The organism is Pseudomonas sp. PvP089 (assembly GCF_017875165.1).
Classification (GTDB): domain Bacteria; phylum Pseudomonadota; class Gammaproteobacteria; order Pseudomonadales; family Pseudomonadaceae; genus Aquipseudomonas; species Aquipseudomonas fortuita.
In genome coordinates this window covers 3,117,322-3,136,873 of record NZ_JAGGME010000001.1, presented here as the reverse complement: position 1 = coordinate 3,136,873, position 19,552 = coordinate 3,117,322, and the positions used below count along the sequence as shown (strand labels likewise).

At 62.6% G+C, this 19,552-nt stretch carries 18 protein-coding genes; 12 read left to right on the top strand and 6 right to left on the bottom strand.

All coding sequences use genetic code 11. The features are described from left to right. Positions 1 to 13 precede the first annotated feature (13 nt). The 3 genes from J3A71_RS14370 (at position 14) to J3A71_RS14360 (ending at position 3,038) form a co-directional block, all read left to right on the top strand. Positions 14 to 1,405: an LLM class flavin-dependent oxidoreductase gene (locus J3A71_RS14370; RefSeq protein WP_024717556.1), complete on the top strand. Its 1,392-nt coding sequence runs from the start codon at positions 14 to 16 to the stop codon at positions 1,403 to 1,405. A 106-nt stretch (positions 1,406 to 1,511) separates the two neighbouring features. After that, positions 1,512 to 2,348, top strand: coding sequence for a bifunctional allantoicase/(S)-ureidoglycine aminohydrolase (locus J3A71_RS14365; RefSeq protein ID WP_060518220.1), 837 nt, complete (start codon positions 1,512 to 1,514; stop codon positions 2,346 to 2,348). A gap of 90 nt (positions 2,349 to 2,438) precedes the next feature. Then, positions 2,439 to 3,038, top strand: coding sequence for an START domain-containing protein (locus J3A71_RS14360; RefSeq protein ID WP_016487395.1), 600 nt, complete (start codon positions 2,439 to 2,441; stop codon positions 3,036 to 3,038). Between the two features lie 155 nt (positions 3,039 to 3,193). On the opposite strand, the gene J3A71_RS14355 is transcribed toward J3A71_RS14360, so the two are convergent. Both J3A71_RS14355 and J3A71_RS14350 read right to left on the bottom strand, forming a co-directional pair. After that, entirely contained in the window at positions 3,194 to 4,621 is a 1,428-nt protein-coding gene (locus J3A71_RS14355) for an amino acid permease (RefSeq protein WP_024717557.1), read from the bottom strand. A gap of 343 nt (positions 4,622 to 4,964) precedes the next feature. After that, positions 4,965 to 5,387, bottom strand: coding sequence for an Lrp/AsnC family transcriptional regulator (locus J3A71_RS14350; RefSeq protein ID WP_016499380.1), 423 nt, complete (start codon positions 5,385 to 5,387; stop codon positions 4,965 to 4,967). A gap of 191 nt (positions 5,388 to 5,578) precedes the next feature. On the opposite strand from J3A71_RS14350, the gene J3A71_RS14345 reads away from it, so the two are divergent. Beyond that, complete coding sequence (locus J3A71_RS14345; RefSeq protein WP_016487397.1) at positions 5,579 to 6,631, top strand: ornithine cyclodeaminase; 1,053 nt, start codon at positions 5,579 to 5,581, stop codon at positions 6,629 to 6,631. 70 nt (positions 6,632 to 6,701) lie between these two features. Next, complete coding sequence (locus J3A71_RS14340; RefSeq protein WP_082422016.1) at positions 6,702 to 7,610, top strand: arginine deiminase-related protein; 909 nt, start codon at positions 6,702 to 6,704, stop codon at positions 7,608 to 7,610. Between the two features lie 87 nt (positions 7,611 to 7,697). Here the strand turns inward: J3A71_RS14340 and J3A71_RS14335 are convergent, their stop codons facing one another. Then, the gene (locus J3A71_RS14335; protein ID WP_016487399.1) at positions 7,698 to 8,579 is read right to left on the bottom strand and encodes a LysR substrate-binding domain-containing protein; all 882 of its coding nucleotides are present in this window, start codon (positions 8,577 to 8,579) and stop codon (positions 7,698 to 7,700) included. Between the two features lie 44 nt (positions 8,580 to 8,623). Further along, positions 8,624 to 10,414: a gamma-glutamyltransferase gene (gene ggt, locus J3A71_RS14330; RefSeq protein ID WP_096426154.1), complete on the bottom strand. Its 1,791-nt coding sequence runs from the start codon at positions 10,412 to 10,414 to the stop codon at positions 8,624 to 8,626. A 116-nt stretch (positions 10,415 to 10,530) separates the two neighbouring features. Between ggt and J3A71_RS14325 the strand changes: the two genes are divergently transcribed. Beyond that, on the top strand, positions 10,531 to 11,181 hold the full coding sequence (locus J3A71_RS14325; protein ID WP_096426155.1) for an ankyrin repeat domain-containing protein: 651 nt from the start codon (positions 10,531 to 10,533) through the stop codon (positions 11,179 to 11,181). Positions 11,182 to 11,321: 140 nt separating this feature from the next. Here the strand turns inward: J3A71_RS14325 and pobA are convergent, their stop codons facing one another. Further along, on the bottom strand, positions 11,322 to 12,509 hold the full coding sequence (gene pobA, locus J3A71_RS14320; RefSeq protein ID WP_096426156.1) for a 4-hydroxybenzoate 3-monooxygenase: 1,188 nt from the start codon (positions 12,507 to 12,509) through the stop codon (positions 11,322 to 11,324). A 172-nt stretch (positions 12,510 to 12,681) separates the two neighbouring features. Between pobA and J3A71_RS14315 the strand changes: the two genes are divergently transcribed. From J3A71_RS14315 to J3A71_RS14305, 3 genes are all read left to right on the top strand, one after another. Next, complete coding sequence (locus J3A71_RS14315; RefSeq protein WP_096426157.1) at positions 12,682 to 13,560, top strand: helix-turn-helix domain-containing protein; 879 nt, start codon at positions 12,682 to 12,684, stop codon at positions 13,558 to 13,560. 200 nt (positions 13,561 to 13,760) lie between these two features. Then, complete coding sequence (locus tag J3A71_RS14310; protein ID WP_016487404.1) at positions 13,761 to 14,159, top strand: MerR family DNA-binding transcriptional regulator; 399 nt, start codon at positions 13,761 to 13,763, stop codon at positions 14,157 to 14,159. Between the two features lie 19 nt (positions 14,160 to 14,178). Beyond that, complete coding sequence (locus tag J3A71_RS14305) at positions 14,179 to 15,078, top strand: hydroxymethylglutaryl-CoA lyase (RefSeq protein ID WP_096426158.1); 900 nt, start codon at positions 14,179 to 14,181, stop codon at positions 15,076 to 15,078. 545 nt (positions 15,079 to 15,623) lie between these two features. Here J3A71_RS14305 and J3A71_RS14300 read toward each other — a convergent pair. Continuing rightward, on the bottom strand, positions 15,624 to 16,130 hold the full coding sequence (locus J3A71_RS14300) for an MgtC/SapB family protein (protein ID WP_016487406.1): 507 nt from the start codon (positions 16,128 to 16,130) through the stop codon (positions 15,624 to 15,626). A gap of 189 nt (positions 16,131 to 16,319) precedes the next feature. On the opposite strand from J3A71_RS14300, the gene J3A71_RS14295 reads away from it, so the two are divergent. The 3 genes from J3A71_RS14295 to mapR all read left to right on the top strand — a co-directional run bounded on the left by J3A71_RS14295 (position 16,320) and on the right by mapR (position 19,544). Further along, the gene (locus J3A71_RS14295; RefSeq protein WP_096426159.1) at positions 16,320 to 16,559 is read left to right on the top strand and encodes a DUF3203 family protein; all 240 of its coding nucleotides are present in this window, start codon (positions 16,320 to 16,322) and stop codon (positions 16,557 to 16,559) included. 121 nt (positions 16,560 to 16,680) lie between these two features. Beyond that, the gene (gene ccoG, locus J3A71_RS14290) at positions 16,681 to 18,084 is read left to right on the top strand and encodes a cytochrome c oxidase accessory protein CcoG (protein ID WP_096426160.1); all 1,404 of its coding nucleotides are present in this window, start codon (positions 16,681 to 16,683) and stop codon (positions 18,082 to 18,084) included. 50 nt (positions 18,085 to 18,134) lie between these two features. After that, positions 18,135 to 19,544: a GntR family transcriptional regulator MpaR gene (gene mapR / locus J3A71_RS14285; protein ID WP_016487409.1), complete on the top strand. Its 1,410-nt coding sequence runs from the start codon at positions 18,135 to 18,137 to the stop codon at positions 19,542 to 19,544. Positions 19,545 to 19,552: the final 8 nt, after the last annotated feature.

Here is a 19,552-nt window from a genome sequence, read left to right as displayed (position 1 = left end):
GAGCGCAACTGACATGCCCCGCCCGATCCGCTTCAATGCGTTCAGCATGAACGCCGCCAGCCACCAGTCCCCCGGCCTGTGGCGCCACCCACGCAACACCAGCGTCGCCTTCAACCGCCTGAGCTACTGGACCGACCTGGCCCGCCTGCTGGAGCGCGGCCTGTTCGACGCCCTGTTCATTGCCGATGTGCTGGGTATTTACGACGTGTACCAAGGCGGCCCTGAGGCCGCCCTGCGCGGTGGCGTGCAAGTGCCGGTCAACGACCCGCTGCTGCTGGTGCCGGCCATGGCCGGGGTCACCGAGCACCTGGGGTTTGGCGTGACCTTCTCGCTCACCTACGAGCACCCCTACCCGTTCGCCCGGCGCATGTCCACACTTGACCACCTGAGTAACGGCCGGGTCGGCTGGAACATCGTCACCGGCTACCTCGACAGCGCTGCACGCAACCTCGGCCTGGCGCGCCAGCTGGGCCACGATCAGCGCTACGACCTGGCCGAGGAGTACCTGCAGGTGCTCTACAAGCTGTGGGAAAAGAGCTGGGACGATGACGCGGTGCTGCTGGAGCGCGACAGCGGGCGCTACATCGAGCCAACCCGGGTGCACCCGATCAACCACGTGGGCGAGCACTTCCAGGTGCCCGGCATGCACCTGTGTCAGCCGTCACCGCAACGCACGCCGGTGCTGTTCCAGGCCGGCGCTTCGGCACGCGGCCAGCAGTTTGCCGCGCGCCACGCCGAATGCGTGTTCATCAGCGGCCCAACCCCTACAGTGTTGCGCCGCTACGCCGATGGCATTCGCCAGGCCAGCGAAGCCGCCGGGCGAGGTCGTGATGAAGTGCTGATCTATGCCCAGGCATTGCTGATTGTCGCCCCTACCCGGGAAGAAGCCGAGGCGCGGTTCGCCGAATACCGTCGCTATGTCGACCTGGACGCGGCCTTGGCGCTGCTGTCGGGCTGGACCGGCATCGACTTTGCCGGCCTCGACCCTGATGCGCCGATCGAATACGTCGAAAATGACGCCGGCCGCGCTGCCCTGGCCGCGTTTACCGCCGCTGACCCGAACCGCCGCTGGACCGTGCGCGAGGCTGCCGAGTTCGTTGGCCTGGGTGGTCGCGGCCCGGTACTGGCAGGTTCTGCCAGCGAGGTGGCCGACCAGCTGGAAAGCTGGCTGGACCAGACCGGCATCGACGGTTTCAACCTGACCTACGCCGTGCAGCCGGATGACCTGGCCAACGTGGTCGAGTTGCTGGTGCCCGAGCTGCAACGACGCGGCCGCTACCCTTCGAGTTACACCGAAGGGACCTTGCGCCAAAAATTGTTCGGTCAAGGCGATCGACTGCCGGAAGCCCACGCCGGGCGCCAGGTCGACATTCAGCGATCAAATACCGGGTATTCCAACATTTAATTTGTGGATGGCACGCGCTCGACCCTATTCTGTGGCCACATCCCCTGCGCCGCACCGGCCGGTGCGGTTCACGGCATGGGGAGAGAACAACAAGTCGAGATTGTCCATGTCGAACCATTCGTACTTCGCCCCCCACGGTGGGCACCCGGCTCAAACCGAGCTGCTGACTGACCGTGCCATGTTCACCGAAGCCTATGCCGTCATCCCCAAGGGCGTGATGCGTGACATCGTCACCAGCCACCTGCCGTTCTGGGACAAGATGCGCATGTGGGTCATCGCCCGCCCGCTGACCGGTTTTGCCGAAACCTTCTCGCAGTACATCGTCGAGCTGGCCCCGGAAGGCGGCAGCGAGCGCCCCGAGCTGGACGCTAACGCCGAAGCCGTGGTGTTCATCGTCGAAGGCGAACTGGACATCACCGTGGAAGGCAAGCACCACACCTTGGTACCCGGCGGCTATGCCTTCCTGGCGCCAGGCGCCGAGTGGAGCCTGCGCAACAACAGCAAGTCCAACGTCACCTTCCACTGGCTGCGCAAGCACTACCAGAAAGTCGAGGGCCTGGACGTACCAGAATCGTTCGTCACCCACCGCGACAACGCCACCGTCATCGAGATGCCGGGCACCGAAGGCCGCTGGAAAACCACCCGTTTTGTCGACATGGCCGACATGCGCCACGACATGCACGTGAACATCGTCACCTTCCAGCCGGGCGGCGTTATTCCGTTCGCTGAAACCCACGTGATGGAACATGGCCTGTACGTGCTGGAAGGCAAGGCGGTGTACCGCCTGAACCAGGACTGGGTTGAAGTGGAAGCCGGCGACTTCATGTGGCTGCGCGCCTTCTGCCCGCAAGCCTGCTACGCCGGCGGCCCTGGCAACTTCAGCTACCTGCTGTACAAGGACGTTAACCGTCACGTGCACCTGACGCTGAACCCTAAGCGCTAAGCCCAGGCTGATGCCCGCAAGCCCGCCAACCTGGCGGGCTTTCTGTTTGCCGCGCATACTCAAACACCCATCCCCCGCGCGGTACCGGCCATGAACCGCTGCCTGCTGCTCACTGCCCTGCTGCTGTGTACCCCTGCCCCGGCCGCCGATGAGTGGAACCTGGCCTATGACCGCGAAGGCATTCGCGTGTACCTGAGCAGCGCGCATGACACGCCCTACCAGCAATTTCGTGGTGTAAGTACCATGAAAGCCAGCGTGCGCACCCTCACCGACCTGCAAGAGAACCTGCGGGTAGCCTGCAAATGGCTATACGCCTGTGACCAGATGCGTTTGCTGGAAGTGGATGGCGCCAATACCTGGGTGTACCTGACCACCAACCTGCCGTGGCCGACGATGCCGCGGGACATTGTGCTGAAAGTCACCAGCGAACGCCTGGATGACGGCACCCTGCTGCGGCGCCTGAGCGCCGAGCCTGACAGGATTCCCAAGGTTGACGGCCTGATCCGGGTGCAGCATCTGCGCGGTGAGTGGCGCATGAAACCTCTGGGCGAGCGCGAGACGGAGGTGACCTACCAGTTGCAGGCCGACCCTGCCGGCGATGTGCCCGGCTGGCTGGCCAACCGGTTTGTGGTGGATGCGCCGGTGGTAACGTTGCGTACGTTGCGGGCGGTTGCTGAACGCCAGCCCTGAAGAATGCTGGAACTACCTGTCCTGGCCGCTGTAGCAGATCGCCAGCCCTTTTGGACTGCTGTGGGAGCGGGCTTGCCCCGCGAAGGCAACCCTGCGGTGCCTGGCACCGGCTTTGCCGGTGTTCGCGGGGCCAGCCCGCTCCCACAGAGCACCCGCTAAATCAACGAATCAGCAGTAGCGCTCTGCGGTTGGGCAGAGGCCTTGGTCCTGCGCCGATAGGCCAGCAACAGGCCCGCATACCACAGCGGCATCACGTACAACGCCGTGCGGGTGTCCGGTTCCAGCACCAGCAGGCACAGCACGAAAATCAGGAATAGCTGCGCCAGCGCGGCGGTGACCTTGCCGCCCGGCAGCTTGAACCTGGACTGCTCATGGGCCTGCGGGTTCTGTCGGCGGTAAGCAAAGTAGGACAGCAGGATCAGCGACCAGGTAACGATGATCATTACCGCAGAAATGGTCGACACCAGGGTGAACACGGTCATCACTTCCGGGATCACGAACAGCAGCGTCAACGCAATCGCCATGCACACCCCGGAGAATACCAGCGCCCGCACTGGCGTACCCGACCCGGACAGGCGCCCGAACGCCTTCGGGGCCTGTTGTTGATGCGACAGGCCATAGAGCATGCGCGAGCCCGAGTAAACGCCACTGTTGGCCGACGATGCCGCGGAGGTCAGCACTACGAAGTTGATGATGCCAGCAGCAGCGGGCAACCCGCCAAGCAGGAACAATTCAACGAAGGGGCTGCGGTTGGCTGGCACATTGGCCCAGGACACCACACTGATGATGCACACCAGCGAACAGATGTAGAAAAGCAGGATACGCACGGGGATGGTGTTGATCGCCTTGGGCAGGGTCTTTTCGGGGTCTTTGGCCTCTGCCGCTGCGGTGCCGATCAGCTCGGTGCCGACGAAGGAGAAAATGGCGATCTGGAACCCGGCGAGGAAGCCAAGGATGCCATGCGGCATGACCACGCCGGGGGCCACCAGGTGGCTGAACGATGCCGTCACCCCGCCCGGCGAGGTATAGGAGGTGGCGACCATCACCAGGCCGGTTACCACCAGCAGCACGATGGCGACGATCTTGATCAGGCCGAACCAGAACTCCACTTCACCAAAGGCCTTCACCGCCAGCATGTTCAGGCCCAGCAACAGGAACATGGTGCCGAAAGCCGGTAGCCAGGTAGGCACATCGGGGTACCAGTACTGCACGAACCCTGCGACCACCACCACGTCGCCCACCGCCGCCACCACCCAGCTGAGCCAGTACGACCAGCTGAGAATGTAACCGGCCCGCGGCCCCAGGTAGTTGTGCACCAGGTCAGCGAACGATTCCATCTGCAGGTTGGCCAGCAGCATCTCGCCCATGGCGCGCATGATGCAGAACACAAAAAAACCGATGATGGCGTAGACGAGGATGATCGAAGTGCCAGACAGCGCAATGATCTTGCCCGAGCCCATAAACAACCCGGTACCAATGGCACCACTGATCGAAATAAGCTGTATGTGTCGGTTTTCCAGCCGTCGCTTGAGCACTCGGCCCTCTTGCGGAGCAGCGCTTTGCGCATTGCACGTTTGATGCATAGTCGACCTCTTATTCTTTTTTGGTAAAACTTCAGCGCCCCGCGCCGCACCATGTAAGTGGCACTAAGGTGCAGGTTCCCTGTCATTGAAAATGATAAAAGCGCAGGTAATAACGAAAACGGACACTCACGCCCGGTGCAACTTAGCTGCGGGCTTTTTTATTGTTTGAAACGCACCCTGGTTGGTGCGCCTTGTACCGTTGCACGAAAACAGTTTCATTCTGCCAGTGGCCCGGGCCAAGCGGAACGCTACAGAATGCGCACAGCCAAAGGGATTTTTTGCACTGTGGAAAGCCTGGGTGACAGTTTGCGCAATGCGCCTTTCAAAAGGCCTGACCCCGCGGTCACATCTTGTAGGTGGAGAGCAGGATGCTGGTCTCGGTATTCTCGATGTGCGGAATGGAGCGAATGGTATTCAGCGCCCGGTCGAACGCTTCAAGGGTGTCTGCGCGCAGCTCTGCCATCAGGTCCCAACGGCCATTGGTGGTGTGGATGGCGACCACGTTGGGGTGCCCACGCAGCGCGTGCTTGACCTCTGCAGCGTGGTGGCCGCTGATGCCTATGCTGGTAATTGCCCGCACGCCCTGGTCCAGCGCATCGGAGCGCAAACGTACCGTGTAGCCAATGATCACGCCCTGCTCTTCGAGCCGGGTGATGCGGTTTTGCACCGTTGCCCTGGCCACCTTGAGTTTTTTTGCCAAGGTCAGCACGGGAGTGCGTGCATTGTCCCGCAACAGCGCAATCAGTTCCCGATCGATAGTGTCCATATGCCTGCCAAATAATCAGATTGCTACTTTGGGGTGGCAGATTGTCTAGAAAGTTGGCGAAACTGGCAACCTGCATTCTTCCTGTTGACGCCACCTTTCATCAAAATGTTCGAGCCGGCGACACTTCGATAATCCTAAGCGCTCACCCTGCAATATCCAGGGCGCAGCGCACAATAACAAGGTGCAAGAGCATGACGTATTTCATTGATGTTCCAACCATGTCGGACTTGGTGCACGACATCGGCGTAGCGCCGTTCATAGGTGAACTGGCTGCGGCCATGCGTGAAGACTTCAAACGCTGGCAGGAGTTTGATAAATCCGCACGGGTTGCCAGCCACTCGGAAGTGGGTGTGATCGAACTGATGCCGGTCGCCGACAACAGCCGCTACGCCTTCAAATACGTCAACGGCCACCCGGCCAACACCGCACGTGACCTGCATACGGTGATGGCCTTCGGCGTACTGGCCGATGTCGACACCGGCTACCCGGTGCTGCTGTCCGAACTGACCATTGCCACCGCCCTGCGCACTGCGGCCACCTCGCTGATGGCAGCCCAGGCACTGGCCCGACCGAACTCGCGCAAGATGGCGCTGATCGGCAACGGCGCGCAAAGCGAATTCCAGGCGCTGGCGTTCCACAAGCACTTGGGCATCGAAGAAATCGTCGCCTATGACACCGACCCGCTGGCCACCGCCAAGCTGATTGCCAACCTCAAGGAATACAGCGGCCTCACCATTCGCCGGGCCGGCTCGGTGGCCGAAGCGGTAAAAGGCGTGGACATCATCACCACGGTCACTGCCGACAAGGCCTACGCCACCATCATCACCCCCGACATGCTCGAACCTGGCATGCACCTGAATGCCGTGGGGGGCGACTGCCCGGGCAAGACCGAACTGCACGCCGATGTGCTGCGCAACGCCCGGGTGTTCGTCGAGTACGAGCCGCAAACCCGTATCGAAGGTGACATTCAGCAGCTGCCCGCTGACTTCCCGGTGGTTGACCTGTGGCGTGTGCTGCGCGGCGAGACCGAGGGGCGCCAGAGCGACCGCCAGGTCACCGTATTCGACTCGGTGGGCTTCGCCCTGGAGGATTACACCGTACTACGTTACGTACTACAGCAGGCCGAAAAGCGCGGCATGGGCACGAAGATCGACCTGGTGCCATGGGTGGAAGACGACCCGAAAGACCTGTTCAGCCACACCCGCGGCCGTGCTGCCAAAAGCCGTATCCGACGCGTTGCCTAACCCTGCACTCAACCCGGTATTTCTCATGGCATTTCCAACGCGTTCGATTCAAGCACCTGCAGCAGTGGTCATGGTCAGGCCACATGCGTTCACCCCCAACCCGGAAACCGCAGCCGACAACTCGTTCCAGCGCAGCAGCCCCGGCCTCGCCGCACAGGCGCTCGCCGAGGTTGCCCGCGAAGAAGTCACGCAGGCCGCCGGTCGCCTTGAGGCCGAAGGCGTGCGGGTACACCTGTTCGATGATTTCGGCGAACACAACACCCCGGACTCGGTGTTCCCCAATAACTGGTTCTCTACCCACCCCGGTGGACACATCGCAATCTACTCGATGTATTCGCGCAACCGCCGCCGCGAGCGGCGCGCGGATGTGATCGAGATGCTCAAACATGAGTACCGCGTGCAAGATGTCATCGATTATTCAGGGCTGGAGCAAGACGAACTGTTTCTTGAAGGGACCGGCGCCATGGTCTTCGACCACCTGTCGCGGGTGGCTTACACCGCACGTTCCAACCGCGCCGACCCGATCGCCCTCGAGCGCTTCAGCACGCACTTCAACTTCGAGCCGATGGTGTTCGACACGGCCGACGAGCAAGGCACGCCGATCTACCACACCAACGTACTGATGTGCGTGGCGACCGAATTTGCACTGGTGGGTTTTGGCACGTTCACCAACAAAGCGCGGGCCGAGGAAGTGCGCATGCGGCTGATCGAATCGGGCCGCGACGTGATTGACCTGAGTAACCAGCAGATCAGCCAGTTTGCCGGCAATGCCATCGAGCTGTCCGGGCGTGACGGGCGAATCCTGGCACTGTCACGCAAGGCCTTCGACAGCCTGACCGGTGAGCAACGCCAGCGCATCGAGCGCTCGGCGCGGCTGGTGCCGCTGGACGTGCCGACCATTGAGATGGCCGGCGGCTCAGTGCGCTGCATGATCGCCGGCATTCATCTGTCGCCACGCCTCGCTGCGGCCTGCGCCTGACCCATCAATCGTCGGCCGACTCGATTTTCTGTGGGAGCGGCCCTGCCGGGGCGCCCCACAAACACCGCGTCAGTTCGTCAGGCCGGCTCAGATCCCACCGCCCGCCAGCAGTTGTGTCATGACCTCGGCCAACGCCTTGACCATCACATCCGCCGTCGGCCGGTGGACGATGACGATTTCATAGCTGTCGACCTCCGGTAGCCCCTGCCCTGCCCCCAGCACCCGGTGCTCCCCCGTAGCCGCCCTTGGTGGCAGCAGGCTGATGCCCATGCCATCGGCAACTGCCGCCTGGATACCGCTGAGGCTGGAACTGGTGAAACTGATGCGCCAGCGCCGGCCCATGCTTTCGATCGCGTTGATCATGTCTTCGCGGTACAGGCCGCGCGGCGGGAAGGTCACCAGCGGGATCGGGTCCAGCTCAAAGGCGGGGGTGCGCGCACTGTCGATCCATTGCAGGCGCTCGGGCCAGCAAGCCACGCCCTCCCGGGTGTTGCGCCGCTGCTTGAGCAGCACCAGGTCCAGTTCACCGTTGTCGTAGGCCTGGCTGAGGTCGCGGCACAGGCCGCTGGTCACTTCCAGTTTCACTTGCGGGTGCAGCCGGCTGAACGCCGACAGCGCATTGGTGGTGCGCCCGCCAACGAAGTCCTCGGGCACGCCCAGGCGTACGGTGGTGCCCACCATCGCCCCGGCCAGGGCTTCGAGCATCTGGTCATTCAGCGCCAGCATGTGCCGGGCGTAGCCGAGCAAGGTCTGCCCGGCGTCGGTCGGTAGCACATCGCGGTTACCCCGCACCAACAGGCGATGCCCGACCATGTCCTCCAGGCGGCGCACCTTTTGGCTGATGGTCGACTGGGTCGAGTGCAGGCGCGCCGCCGCCGTGGTGAAGCTGCCGCAATCGGCCACCACCACGATGGCGCGTAGCAGGTCGAGGTCGAACAGGGCTCTATTCGATTTCACGCTGATAGACATGTTGGTATTCAACTGCTGAATGGCAAGACTGCGTTCTATCACGGCTAGTCGCCAAGGGCCACACCTTCACGCCGAGGGTCGGCGCCACCGGACCAGCCATCGCCGCTGCGCTGGATGATCTGCATGCCACTGGTCATGGTCATCGGCGTGACCTCATGGCCCCAGGCTGCCAATTGGCGGATCAGCGATGGGCTGGCGAGCCCGGCTTCCACTTCGGTGCCGGCATTGCGGCTGCCGAAGTTGGGCAAGCCGGCCGCCTGCTGCGGGTCGAGCTGCCAATCCAGCAAGCCGATCAGCGCCTTGTTCACGTAGCCAATGATCTGCGAGCCCCCTGGCGAACCAAGGCTGGCCACAAGCTCGCCAGAGGCCCGCGAAAACACCAGCGTGGGCGCCATCGCCGACAGTGGCCGCTTGCCCGGCTGCACCCGGTTGGCCACAGGCTTGCCGTGCTCCTGAGGGATGAACGAGAAGTCCGTCAGGTGGTTGTTGAGCAGGAAGCCCTTGACCATCAGGTGCGAACCGAACGCGGCCTCCACCGAGGTGGTCATGGCCAGTGCCTGGCCGCTGTCATCCACTGCGCTGAGGTGCGAGGTGGAAATGCGCAAAGGCGAACGATCGGGCGCCAGGGCCAGGTCGGCGCCTGGCGGTTGGCCCGGGCGAGCGCGCTTCATGCTGTATGCCCCAATCTGTGCTGCCCGGCGGGCCAGGTAGGTGGCGTCGGTCAGGGCCTTGACCGGGACCGGCACATAATCGCTGTCGGCCAGGTACTGAGCGCGGTCGGCATAGGCCAGGCGCTCGGCTTCGGCGATCAGGTGCACGGCCAGCGGCGATGCCTCCAGGCCTGCCGGGGACGCGTTCGCCAGCGGCCGCAACGCCGCCAGATCGCGTTGTGGCGTGGTGCGCTGCACGGCTTCAAGCATGCCCAGCGTCTGCAACACCGTCACCCCGCCCGACGACGGCGGCGGCATGCCGCAGATGCGCCAGGCCTTGTAAGGGCCACACACCGGCTCGCGCTCCTTGGCACCGTACCGCTCGAGGTCTTGCAACGACAAATAACCGGCATTGGCATGGCTGCGCACCTTGGCCACGATGGCCGCGGCGATTTCACCGGTGTAGAACGCCTGGGGACCGTGCGCGGCAATTTGCTCGAGCGTTTGCGCAAGTTCGGGGTTGCGCAACGTTGTACCCACTGGCAGCGGCTTGCCTTTTTTATCCAGGAAGTAGCGAGCCATGGTCGGTGAACGGGCAATATACGGGTCACCGGCCACCAGGGTGTGAAGGCGCTCGGATACCGGGAAACCGCTACGTGCCAACGCAATGGCCGGGGCAAAGAGTTGCTGCCAAGGCAGCTTGCCGTGCTGCTCGTGAGCCAGCTTCAGCGCGCGCAAAACCCCGGGCACCCCCACTGAACGCCCGCCGATCTGTGCCGACCTGAAGGGCATCGGTGAACCATCGGCTTGCAAGAACAGCTTTTCCGTTACCTGCGACGGGGCTGCCTCGCGGCCGTCGAAAGCCTGCACGCGCTTCCCGTCCCAGTAGAGGATAAAGGCCCCACCCCCAATGCCACTGGATTGCGGCTCGACCAAGGTCAGCACCATCTGCATGGCGATGGCGGCGTCAATGGCACTGCCACCGGCACGCAACATCGCCCGCCCCGCTTCACTGGCCAGCGGGTTGGCGGCGGCGGCCATATGCCGGTTGGCGTGCACCGGCTGCAGGCCAGTGCGGTAGCCGGAGGCCCGTTCGGGTGGCGCGGGCAACACGTGATCGGCACAGGCCCACCCACTGGCGATCGCCAGGCACAGCGCGCTCATCACCGGTGCGGAGAACTTCATCGTTTTGCTTCCTGCCTTGTCTATTCAGCAGACCACTGTCGGTCATGCGCAAACTTAACTTCAAGACTTGGTGCGATTTTTCTAGGATGCAGGCAGGCCAATCCGGAGCACACCCCATGCGTAGACCCGTCGCAGCCATGCTGTTTGCCCTGTTCACCAGCCTTGCCGCCCACGCCGAGAACACCACCATGGACTACCGCCTGCACACCGCCGCCCGCCACAACGACGTGCACACCCTGCAACAGTTGCTGGCGCAAGGTGCCCAACTGGAAAGCCGTGATGAGCAAGGGCGCACTGCCCTGCTGGTGGCCACCCACGCCAACCAGGTGGCGGCGGCGCAAGCGCTGATCCAGGCCGGTGCCGATGTGAACGCCGAGGACAATATTGCTGACAGCCCTTACCTGTATGCTGGCGCCCGGGGCCTGAACGATATACTGCGGCTGACCCTGAGCCACGGTGCCGACCTCAAGAGCACCAACCGATACGGGGGAACTGCGTTGATACCGGCGGCCGAGCGTGGGCATGTAGAAACAGTGCAGATGCTGATCGATGCCGGGGTGGACGTGAACCACTTGAACCGGCTGCACTGGACCGCGCTCATGGAGGCAGTGATTCTGGGGGATGGCGGACCGCGGCATGTGGAGATTGTGCGCCGGCTGATGGCGGCAGGTGCGGACCGGCAGATTGCCGACCAGGAGGGGGTCACCGCGCTGGAGCATGCGCGCCAGCGAGGGTATCGGGAGATGGAGGCGCTGCTGGCCCAGTAGGCAAGGTTTGCATGGCACGGGCTTCGCCCGTGATCGCCGGCAAGCCAGCTCCCACATTGGCCGCATCGTATTCAAGTCATGTGCAGTACCTGTGGGAGCTGGCTTGCCGGCGATGGGGCCAGGACAGGCAGCACAGAAACTCAGACGACTTCTTCGTACGGCAGCCCCACATAGTTCTCGGCAATGTTCAGCAAGCCCGCCGCGGAGTTCAGGAAGTACTCGCGGTCAGCCTCCTGCATCTTCTGGTCCCAGGCATCCTTTTGGTTGCCGAAGTCATGCAGCAGCTGGGTCATGAACCAGCTGAAACGCTCGCCCTTCCACACCCGGCGCAAGGCCAGCGGCGAATACTGTTGAAGCAGGTCGATACGCCCTTCGCGGTACACCTTGACCAGAATGCGGTAGAGGTAGTTGACGTCCGAAGCTGCCAGGTTCAGGCCTTTGGCACCGGTGGGTGGGACGATGTGCGCAGCGTCTCCCACCAGGAACAGGTGGCCGTACTGCATGGGTTCGACCACCAGGCTGCGCAGCGGCGCAATACTTTTTTCCAGGGCTGGGCCGGTCACCAGATCCGCCGCTACGTCAGCGGGCAGGCGGGCTTTCAGTTCGTCCCAGAAACGCTCGTCAGACCACGCCTCGACACGGTCCTGCAAAGGTACCTGCAGGTAGTAGCGGCTGCGTGTTTGCGAGCGTTGGCTGCACAACGCGAAGCCACGCGCATGGTGGGCATAGATCAACTCGTGATTGACCGGCGGTGTGTCCGACAGCAGGCCCAGCCAGCCAAATGGGTAAACGCGTTCGTATTGCTTCAGCACGCCCTCGGGGATGCTTTGCCGGGAGACACCATGGAAGCCGTCACAGCCGGCGATATAGTCGCAGTCCACCCGGTGCACGCGGCCATCTTTTTCGTAGGTCAGATACGGCTTCTCGCCCTTCAACTCATGCGGCTGGACATTGCTGGCAGCATAGATGATCGGCGCGCCGCTGGCTTCGCGGGCCTGCATCAGGTCACGGGTGACTTCGGTCTGGCCATACACCATCACCGTCTTGCCACCGGTCAAGGCCTTGAGGTCCAGGCGTTGACGGCGCCCGCCAACCAATAGCTCGACCCCTTCGTGCACCAGGCCTTCACGGTCCATGCGTTCGGCCACACCGGCTTCGCGCAGCAGGTCGACAGTGCCTTGCTCCAGCACACCGGCGCGGATGCGGCCAAGGACGTACTCGGGCGTCTGGCGTTCGACGATGACGTTATCGATACCGGCCTTGTGCAGCAGTTGGCCCAGCAGCAGGCCAGACGGACCTGCACCAATAATTGCAACCTGAGTTTTCATTGTTGTTGTCTCTTTTCGGACGATGCCGGCCCTGGACTGGCAGTGGGGCGGCATCTGCTGTTAGGGTTTGCCTTTGCATTTTTACTGGCAAAAACTGCCAATTAACTGTGCTATTCCATGAATAACCTGCACTTTTACAAAAATCGTTCGATTAACGGACAGGCCAGCCTGCATGAAATCCACCCTCCCCGGCGTCCCCTTGTTCAAGCTCTATGGCGAAAACCAGGCCTGGCCCGGCACCGACTTGCTGCACTGCGAGTCGATCCCGGCGCGTAGCCGCCTGCACCACTGGGAAATCAAGCCGCACCAGCATGCCGAGCTGTTCCAGCTGCTTTACGTACAGCGCGGTCAGGCCCTGGTGGAGATCGAAGGCGTGCGCAGCGCCATCGGTGAGGCGGCGATCCAGGTGGTGCCGCCAATGACCGTGCATGGCTTTCGCTTCAGTGCCGATATCCAGGGGTATGTGCTGACCTTTGGCACCGCACTGGTGGCAAACCTGGAACAACGCCTGGGCACGCCGCTGACGGTGCTGGCAAAACCTGGGTGTTACCCGCTCGGCCAGGACCGCGTGCACCTGCGCAGCCTGATCGGCACCTTGCAGCAGGAGTACCAGGGCAATGCCCCGGCACGGGCAGCCTTGCTGGAGGCGCTGGTAACCACGTTGATGGTGTGGATCAGCCGCCGCCCGCAACCTGGGCAGGCGCCCCGCAATCGGGATGAGCGTGACCGCCAGTTGCTGGGGCAGTACTTGCGACTGGTGGAGGCGCATTACCGCGAGCACCTGTCGATGGAGGACTTCGCCGCGCGACTGAATATTCCGAGCCTGCAACTGAACCAGTTGTGCCGGGCGCTGAGTGGGCAAACTGCGCTGCAGGTGCTGCACCAGCGTTTGTTGCTGGAGGCGCGTCGCAACCTGATTTACACGCGGATGAGTATCGGGCAGCTGTCGGACAGCCTGGGGTTCACCGACCCGACATACTTTGCCCGCTGGTTCAAGCGCTTGAGTGGGCAGACGCCCAATGGATATCGTCGGTCGGTGCAGCCGGAATGAAATGGGGTTACCTGCATCGGCCTCTTCGCGGGCTTGCCCGCTCCCACAGAAGTGCGCCGCTTGCGAGCCTGACGCAATCCCTGTGGGAGCGGGCAAGCCCGCGAAGCGGCCGGTGCAGGCCACACACATTTTCAGCCCTTGCTTGACGTATACGTAAACCTGCAGTCAGGATAAACGCATACCCCACGCCGAGCCCCAGCATGAGCACCCAGACCTACAGCATCTCCGACCTGTCCCGCGAGCTGGACATCACCACCCGCGCCATCCGCTTCTACGAGGAGCAGGGCCTGCTGAGCCCCGAGCGCCGAGGCCTGGAACGTATCTACACGGCCCGCGACAAGGTCAGCCTGAAGCTCATCCTGCGCGGCAAGCGCATCGGCTTTTCGCTGGCCGAGTGCCGCGAGCTGATCGAACTGTACGACCCCACCAGCGGCAACCTCAAGCAGCTCAACAGCATGCTGGCGAAAATCGCCGAACGGCGCGCACAGCTGGAACAGCAGATGCTCGACATTCACCAGATGCAACTGGAGCTGGACACCGCCCAGGAGCGCTGTGAGCAAGCCCTGGCCGCCACCCTGAACAACAAAGACAACCGCTGAACACCACAGGAAACCCGCCATGCCCTTGCCCAAAGAAGTCCGTCTGGTCGAAGTAGGCCCCCGCGACGGTTTGCAGAACGAAGCCCAGCCCATCAGCGTTGCCGACAAGGTGCGCCTGGTGGACGACCTCACCGAGGCAGGCCTGGCCTATATCGAGGTGGGCAGTTTCGTCTCGCCCAAGTGGGTGCCACAGATGGCCGGCTCTGCCGAGGTGTTCGCCGGTATTGAGCAACGCCCCGGCGTTACCTATGCGGCACTGGCGCCAAACCTGCGCGGCTTCGAGGACGCCCTGGCGGCCGGGGTGAAGGAAGTGGCGGTGTTCGCAGCCGCCTCCGAGGCGTTCTCGCAGCGCAACATCAATTGCTCGATCGGCGACAGCCTCAAGCGCTTCGAACCAATCATGGAGGCCGCGCACAACCACGGTGTGCGCGTGCGCGGCTATGTGTCGTGCGTACTCGGTTGCCCCTATGAGGGCAAGGTCAGCGCCGAACAGGTGGCCCCGGTAGCCCGCGCCCTGCATGAAATGGGCTGTTACGAGGTCTCGCTGGGCGACACCATCGGCACCGGTACCGCCGGCGATACCCGCCGCCTGTTCGAGGTGGTATCCGCCCAGGTGCCGCGCGAGCAACTTGCCGGGCACTTTCATGATACCTATGGCCAGGCGTTGGCCAACGTCTATGCCAGCCTGCTCGAAGGTATCAGCGTGTTCGACAGCTCGGTGGCCGGGCTGGGTGGGTGCCCGTACGCCAAAGGCGCTACCGGCAACATCGCCACGGAAGATGTGGTGTACCTGCTCCAGGGGTTGGGCATTGCCACCGGTATCGACCTGGACCGGTTGATCGCCGCCGGTCAGCGCATCAGCAGTGTGCTTGGCCGTGGCAATGGGTCGCGGGTAGCGCGGGCGCGCAGCGCGCATTGAGTCACACGGGTGTCACATACGTGTGGGTGAAGTGTTACCGCCCCCACGTTTCACAGCAAAAAATCGGGTAACAGGGAAACAAATCGACAAAATTTCAGGCAGACTGATTTTGCCAAAAGTAGCCAACCACCTGATTTTAAAGGATTTAAAAAAGTTGGCACGCACCCTGCTATATCTTTCGTACAAGAACAAAAAAAATGTGACACCCAATAAAAACAACAGGTAACGGCTCTGACATAACAAGAACAACACGGCAGAGGCGTAGCAAGCAGATCTTTTTGGAGTCGACACGCTTTTCAGGGGTACGCCCCGCGGTCTGGCACAGAACAATAAAACTACCTCAAGGTAGCTACAGCCAGGTTCGGATCAGCCATGATGAAAGCAGGTCAGCGCTCAAAAAAATACGTTTGCTCTTGACCCCGCATGGGGGTCGCACGCAACACCAAGGCAGGCTTACAAAAACAACAAAAAGCCAGCCTCAATAATAAAAAGAGCAAGCAGCAACGCTTTGGGGGGAGCTTCGGCTCCCCTTAGTGCTTCCCACCCTACTCCTCCTCCTTTTGCTTTTCCTCCCCCTGTCCTTCTACCTTTTCTACCAGCATGGGCATCGTGCCCAATACCAGCAGGGCCAGTACCGTGCTGATCAGCGCCGTGGCTTCGCGCCCCATGCCGGCAGCGGTACCAATGGCTGCAGTCATCCATAGCCCTGCGGCAGTAGTCAGGCCTTTCACATGGCTGGTGTCCTGGCCGTTTCCTTTGAGAATGGTACCCGCACCCAGAAAACCGATACCGGCGACGATACCCTGGATCACCCTGCTCAGCGCCTGCTCATCAGCCCCGGCCATGCTGGGCGCCAGCACGAACAGGGCCGCGCCCAGCGAAACCAGCATGTGGGTGCGCACGCCGGCAGACTTGCCTTTGTGTTCACGTTCAAATCCCAGCACAGCGCCAAGCACTGCCGCCATAAGCAGCCGCACGAGGATTCGCGTCACTTCACGCTCATCGGTGACATCGGCGAACTCGGCCTGGATTGCTTGCCAGATGACGTCCATCACAGTTGTCCCCATGCTGACCATTGTATGGCCAGGTCCGGCCTTTACGCGGGCGTGCCCGCGAAAAGGCCGGCCTGCCGTATGCAAGGGTTGACCTCAGCCCACAGGGCAAAGTGCCGCTCAGCTTGTTGATGCAGCAACCAGCGCCTCATTGCGGTCCACCCTGTACAACCCGAGGAGGACTGCACCATGCCCGTTGAAATCGATGAAACCACTCGCCGCTGCACGCTGATCGGCGACAACGTGCGTATCGAGGGTGACGGCCCTGATGTCGAAATCGTCACCGACGAAAATCTGCGCATGTCAGTGGCACTGCTCGCAGGCCAACGCGTGCCCATCACCGAATCCGAAGCCGATGCACTGACCGTGGCAGGTGCGGTGGATAGCCGCAGGCACCTGAAGACCAGTGTGCCAGGTTCGGTGATCTAGGGCCTGGCGGGGCCAACCGGCACATCTGATACGGTTTTTATCGCAAAATCTGAGCCTGTGCTGATAACAGCCTCAGGGCCATAGTGCTCATGCCTGATCGAGGCCTGATGAGCACCGAGCCATGAACACTAGAATCCCTTTCACAGAGATCGCCGACGCCCCAGCCAGCTCACGACAGCGAAGCGCCGACAAGGGTATCCACACCCGCAGCTTCACCGGGCTTTACCGCACCCTGCGTATCGGCTTTGCCGGCGCACTGTTCGTGCTGTTTTTCGGCACGGCCTGGCTGAACTGGAATGGCCGCCAAGCCGTCCTGTGGGATTTGGCCGAGAGCAAATTCCACATTTTTGGCGCCACATTCTGGCCACAGGACTTCATCCTGTTGTCAGCGCTGCTGATTATCTGCGCCTTCGGCCTGTTCGCCATCACGGTGTATGCCGGCCGCGTGTGGTGCGGCTACAGCTGCCCGCAGAGCACCTGGACCTGGCTGTTCATGTGGTGCGAAAAGGTTACTGAGGGCGACCGCAACCAGCGCATAAAGCTTGCCGCCGCGCCCTGGAGCCTGAACAAACTGGTGCGCCGCACGCTGAAGCACAGCCTGTGGCTGGCTATCGGTGTAGCCACCGGGCTGACCTTCGTCGGCTACTTCACGCCAATCCGCCCATTGGCCGCAGAACTGTTCACTTTGCAACTGGGCGGCGTGGCACTGTTCTGGGTGCTGTTCTTTACCGCAGCGACCTACATCAACGCAGGCCTGCTGCGCGAAGCGGTGTGCCTGCACATGTGCCCATATGCGCGCTTCCAGGCCGTGATGTTCGACAAGGACACCCTGGCGGTCGCCTACGACCCGCGCCGTGGTGAAGCCCGTGGGCCGCGCAAGAAAGGCAGTGACGTAGGCGCCCAAGGCCTGGGTGACTGCGTCGACTGCACGCTGTGCGTGCAAGTGTGCCCCACCGGCATCGATATTCGCGATGGCTTGCAAATGGCCTGCATCGGATGCGCAGCGTGCATAGACGCCTGCGACGGTGTGATGGACAAGATGGGTTACGCCCGCGGCTTGATCGGTTACAAGTCCGAACACAGTCTGCAGGGCGGCACCACCCACTGGCTGCGCCCGCGCCTGCTGGGCTACGTCGCAGCGCTCGCGGTGATGATCGCAGCGCTGGTGGTGGCCTTGCAGATGCGCCCGATGGTTTCGCTGGACGTCATCAAGGACCGTGGCCTGTTCCGTGAAAATGCCCAGGGCCAGATCGAGAACATCTACCTGCTCAAGGTCATCAACAAGACCGAGCGCACCCAGCACTATGCGCTGCGCCTGCTGGACGCTGACGGTTTCACCTTGCAGGGCAATACCAAATTGGTGATCCCGGCTGGCGAAATGACCGAGCTGCCGGTATCCGTGGCGATGCTGGCCGAGCGCCCGGCCAGCAGCTCGCAAACATTGAGCTTCGAAATCAGCGAGCGCGACGACCCCGCCATCCGCAGTGTGGCGCAAAGCCGCTTCGTCGCACCGATGAACCGCTGATCCCTTACACTGACGCCACCTTGCCTGCCAGGCTTCGACAGAAGGCCAGAATGAAACGCTACGAACGCTTTGCCGACGACATTGCCGAACTGATCCGCTCCGGGGTACTGGGCCCGGGCCAACGCGTGCCTTCGGTACGCTACGCCAGCCAGACCCACGGGGTCAGCCCGTCCACGGTGTTCCAGGCTTATTACCTGCTGGAGCGGCGCGGGCTGATCCGTGCCCGGCCGCGCTCAGGCTATTTCGTCAACGCCCACGCACCGCGCCAGTTCAGCGAGCCGCAAGCGTTGCAGCCGGTCAGCGAGTCCACTGACGTTGACGTCAGCGCACTGGTGTTCTCGATACTCGACTCGATCAAGGACCCCAACACCATACCGTTCGGCTCAGCCTTCCCCAGCCCCGAACTGTTCCCGCTGCAGCGCCTGTCGCGCTCACTGGCCAGCGCCAGCCGCAGCATGGACCCGCGCATGGTGGTGACCGACCTGTCGCCCGGCAACCCGCAGCTGCGCCGGCAAATTGCCCTGCGCTACATGGTCGGTGGGCTGATGCTGCCAATGGAAGAGCTGCTGATCACCAACGGTGCACTGGAAGCCTTGAACTTGTGCCTGCAGGCCGTTACCCAGCCGGGCGACCTGGTAGCCATCGAGGCCCCCGCCTTCTATGCCTGCCTGCAAGTGCTGGAGCGGCTCAAACTCAAGGCTGTGGAAATCCCCGTGCACCCGCGCGAAGGCATGGACCTGGGGGCACTGGCGCAGACGCTGGAAAAGCACCCGGTAAAAGCCGTCTGGTGCATGACCAACTTCCAGAACCCGGTAGGCGCGAGCATGCCGGAGGCAAAGAAGCAGGCGCTGGTGGAACTGCTGGCGCGGCACCAGGTGCCGTTGATCGAAGACGACGTGTACGCCGAGCTGTACTACTCGCAGCAGGCGCCCAAGCCGGCCAAGGCCTTCGACACCCAGGGCCTGGTGATGCATTGCGGCTCGTTCGCCAAAAGCCTGGCCCCCGGTTACCGCATCGGCTGGGTGGCGGCCGGTCGCTTCGCGCAGAAGATCGAACGGCTGAAACTGATGACCTCGCTGTGCGCCTCGATGCCGGCCCAGGCAGCGATAGCCGACTACCTGCAGCACGGCGGCTACGACCGCCACCTGCGCAAACTGCGCTACGCCCTGGAAGGCCAGCAGGCCAACATGCTGGCGGCCATCTCCCGCCACTTCCCGGCGCAGACGCGGGTCAGCCAGCCCTCAGGAGGCTACTTCCTGTGGCTGGAACTGCCCGAGCAGATGGACGCCCTCAAGCTGTTCCACATGGCCCTGGCACAAGGCATCAGCATCGCCCCGGGGCCGATCTTTTCGCCCACCCGCCGCTTCGGCAACTGCATCCGTCTTAACTATGGCAGCCCCTGGCATGACGGTGCCGAACGGGCCATGGAAACGCTCGGGCGGATCATTCGCTCGTTCTGAAGGAAAGC

Coding starts and splice junctions, on each gene's coding strand:
- mapR (WP_016487409.1), top strand. CDS start 18,135: ATGAAACGCTACGAACGCTTTGCCGACGACATTGCCGAACTGATCCGC.
- J3A71_RS14345 (WP_016487397.1), top strand. CDS start 5,579: ATGACGTATTTCATTGATGTTCCAACCATGTCGGACTTGGTGCACGAC.
- ggt (WP_096426154.1), bottom strand. CDS start 10,414: ATGAAGTTCTCCGCACCGGTGATGAGCGCGCTGTGCCTGGCGATCGCC.
- J3A71_RS14360 (WP_016487395.1), top strand. CDS start 2,439: ATGAACCGCTGCCTGCTGCTCACTGCCCTGCTGCTGTGTACCCCTGCC.
- J3A71_RS14305 (WP_096426158.1), top strand. CDS start 14,179: ATGCCCTTGCCCAAAGAAGTCCGTCTGGTCGAAGTAGGCCCCCGCGAC.
- J3A71_RS14300 (WP_016487406.1), bottom strand. CDS start 16,130: ATGGACGTCATCTGGCAAGCAATCCAGGCCGAGTTCGCCGATGTCACC.
- J3A71_RS14365 (WP_060518220.1), top strand. CDS start 1,512: ATGTCGAACCATTCGTACTTCGCCCCCCACGGTGGGCACCCGGCTCAA.
- J3A71_RS14355 (WP_024717557.1), bottom strand. CDS start 4,621: ATGCATCAAACGTGCAATGCGCAAAGCGCTGCTCCGCAAGAGGGCCGA.
- J3A71_RS14335 (WP_016487399.1), bottom strand. CDS start 8,579: ATGTCTATCAGCGTGAAATCGAATAGAGCCCTGTTCGACCTCGACCTG.
- J3A71_RS14350 (WP_016499380.1), bottom strand. CDS start 5,387: ATGGACACTATCGATCGGGAACTGATTGCGCTGTTGCGGGACAATGCA.
- J3A71_RS14370 (WP_024717556.1), top strand. CDS start 14: ATGCCCCGCCCGATCCGCTTCAATGCGTTCAGCATGAACGCCGCCAGC.
- J3A71_RS14310 (WP_016487404.1), top strand. CDS start 13,761: ATGAGCACCCAGACCTACAGCATCTCCGACCTGTCCCGCGAGCTGGAC.
- ccoG (WP_096426160.1), top strand. CDS start 16,681: ATGAACACTAGAATCCCTTTCACAGAGATCGCCGACGCCCCAGCCAGC.
- pobA (WP_096426156.1), bottom strand. CDS start 12,509: ATGAAAACTCAGGTTGCAATTATTGGTGCAGGTCCGTCTGGCCTGCTG.
- J3A71_RS14340 (WP_082422016.1), top strand. CDS start 6,702: ATGGTCAGGCCACATGCGTTCACCCCCAACCCGGAAACCGCAGCCGAC.
- J3A71_RS14315 (WP_096426157.1), top strand. CDS start 12,682: ATGAAATCCACCCTCCCCGGCGTCCCCTTGTTCAAGCTCTATGGCGAA.
- J3A71_RS14295 (WP_096426159.1), top strand. CDS start 16,320: ATGCCCGTTGAAATCGATGAAACCACTCGCCGCTGCACGCTGATCGGC.
- J3A71_RS14325 (WP_096426155.1), top strand. CDS start 10,531: ATGCGTAGACCCGTCGCAGCCATGCTGTTTGCCCTGTTCACCAGCCTT.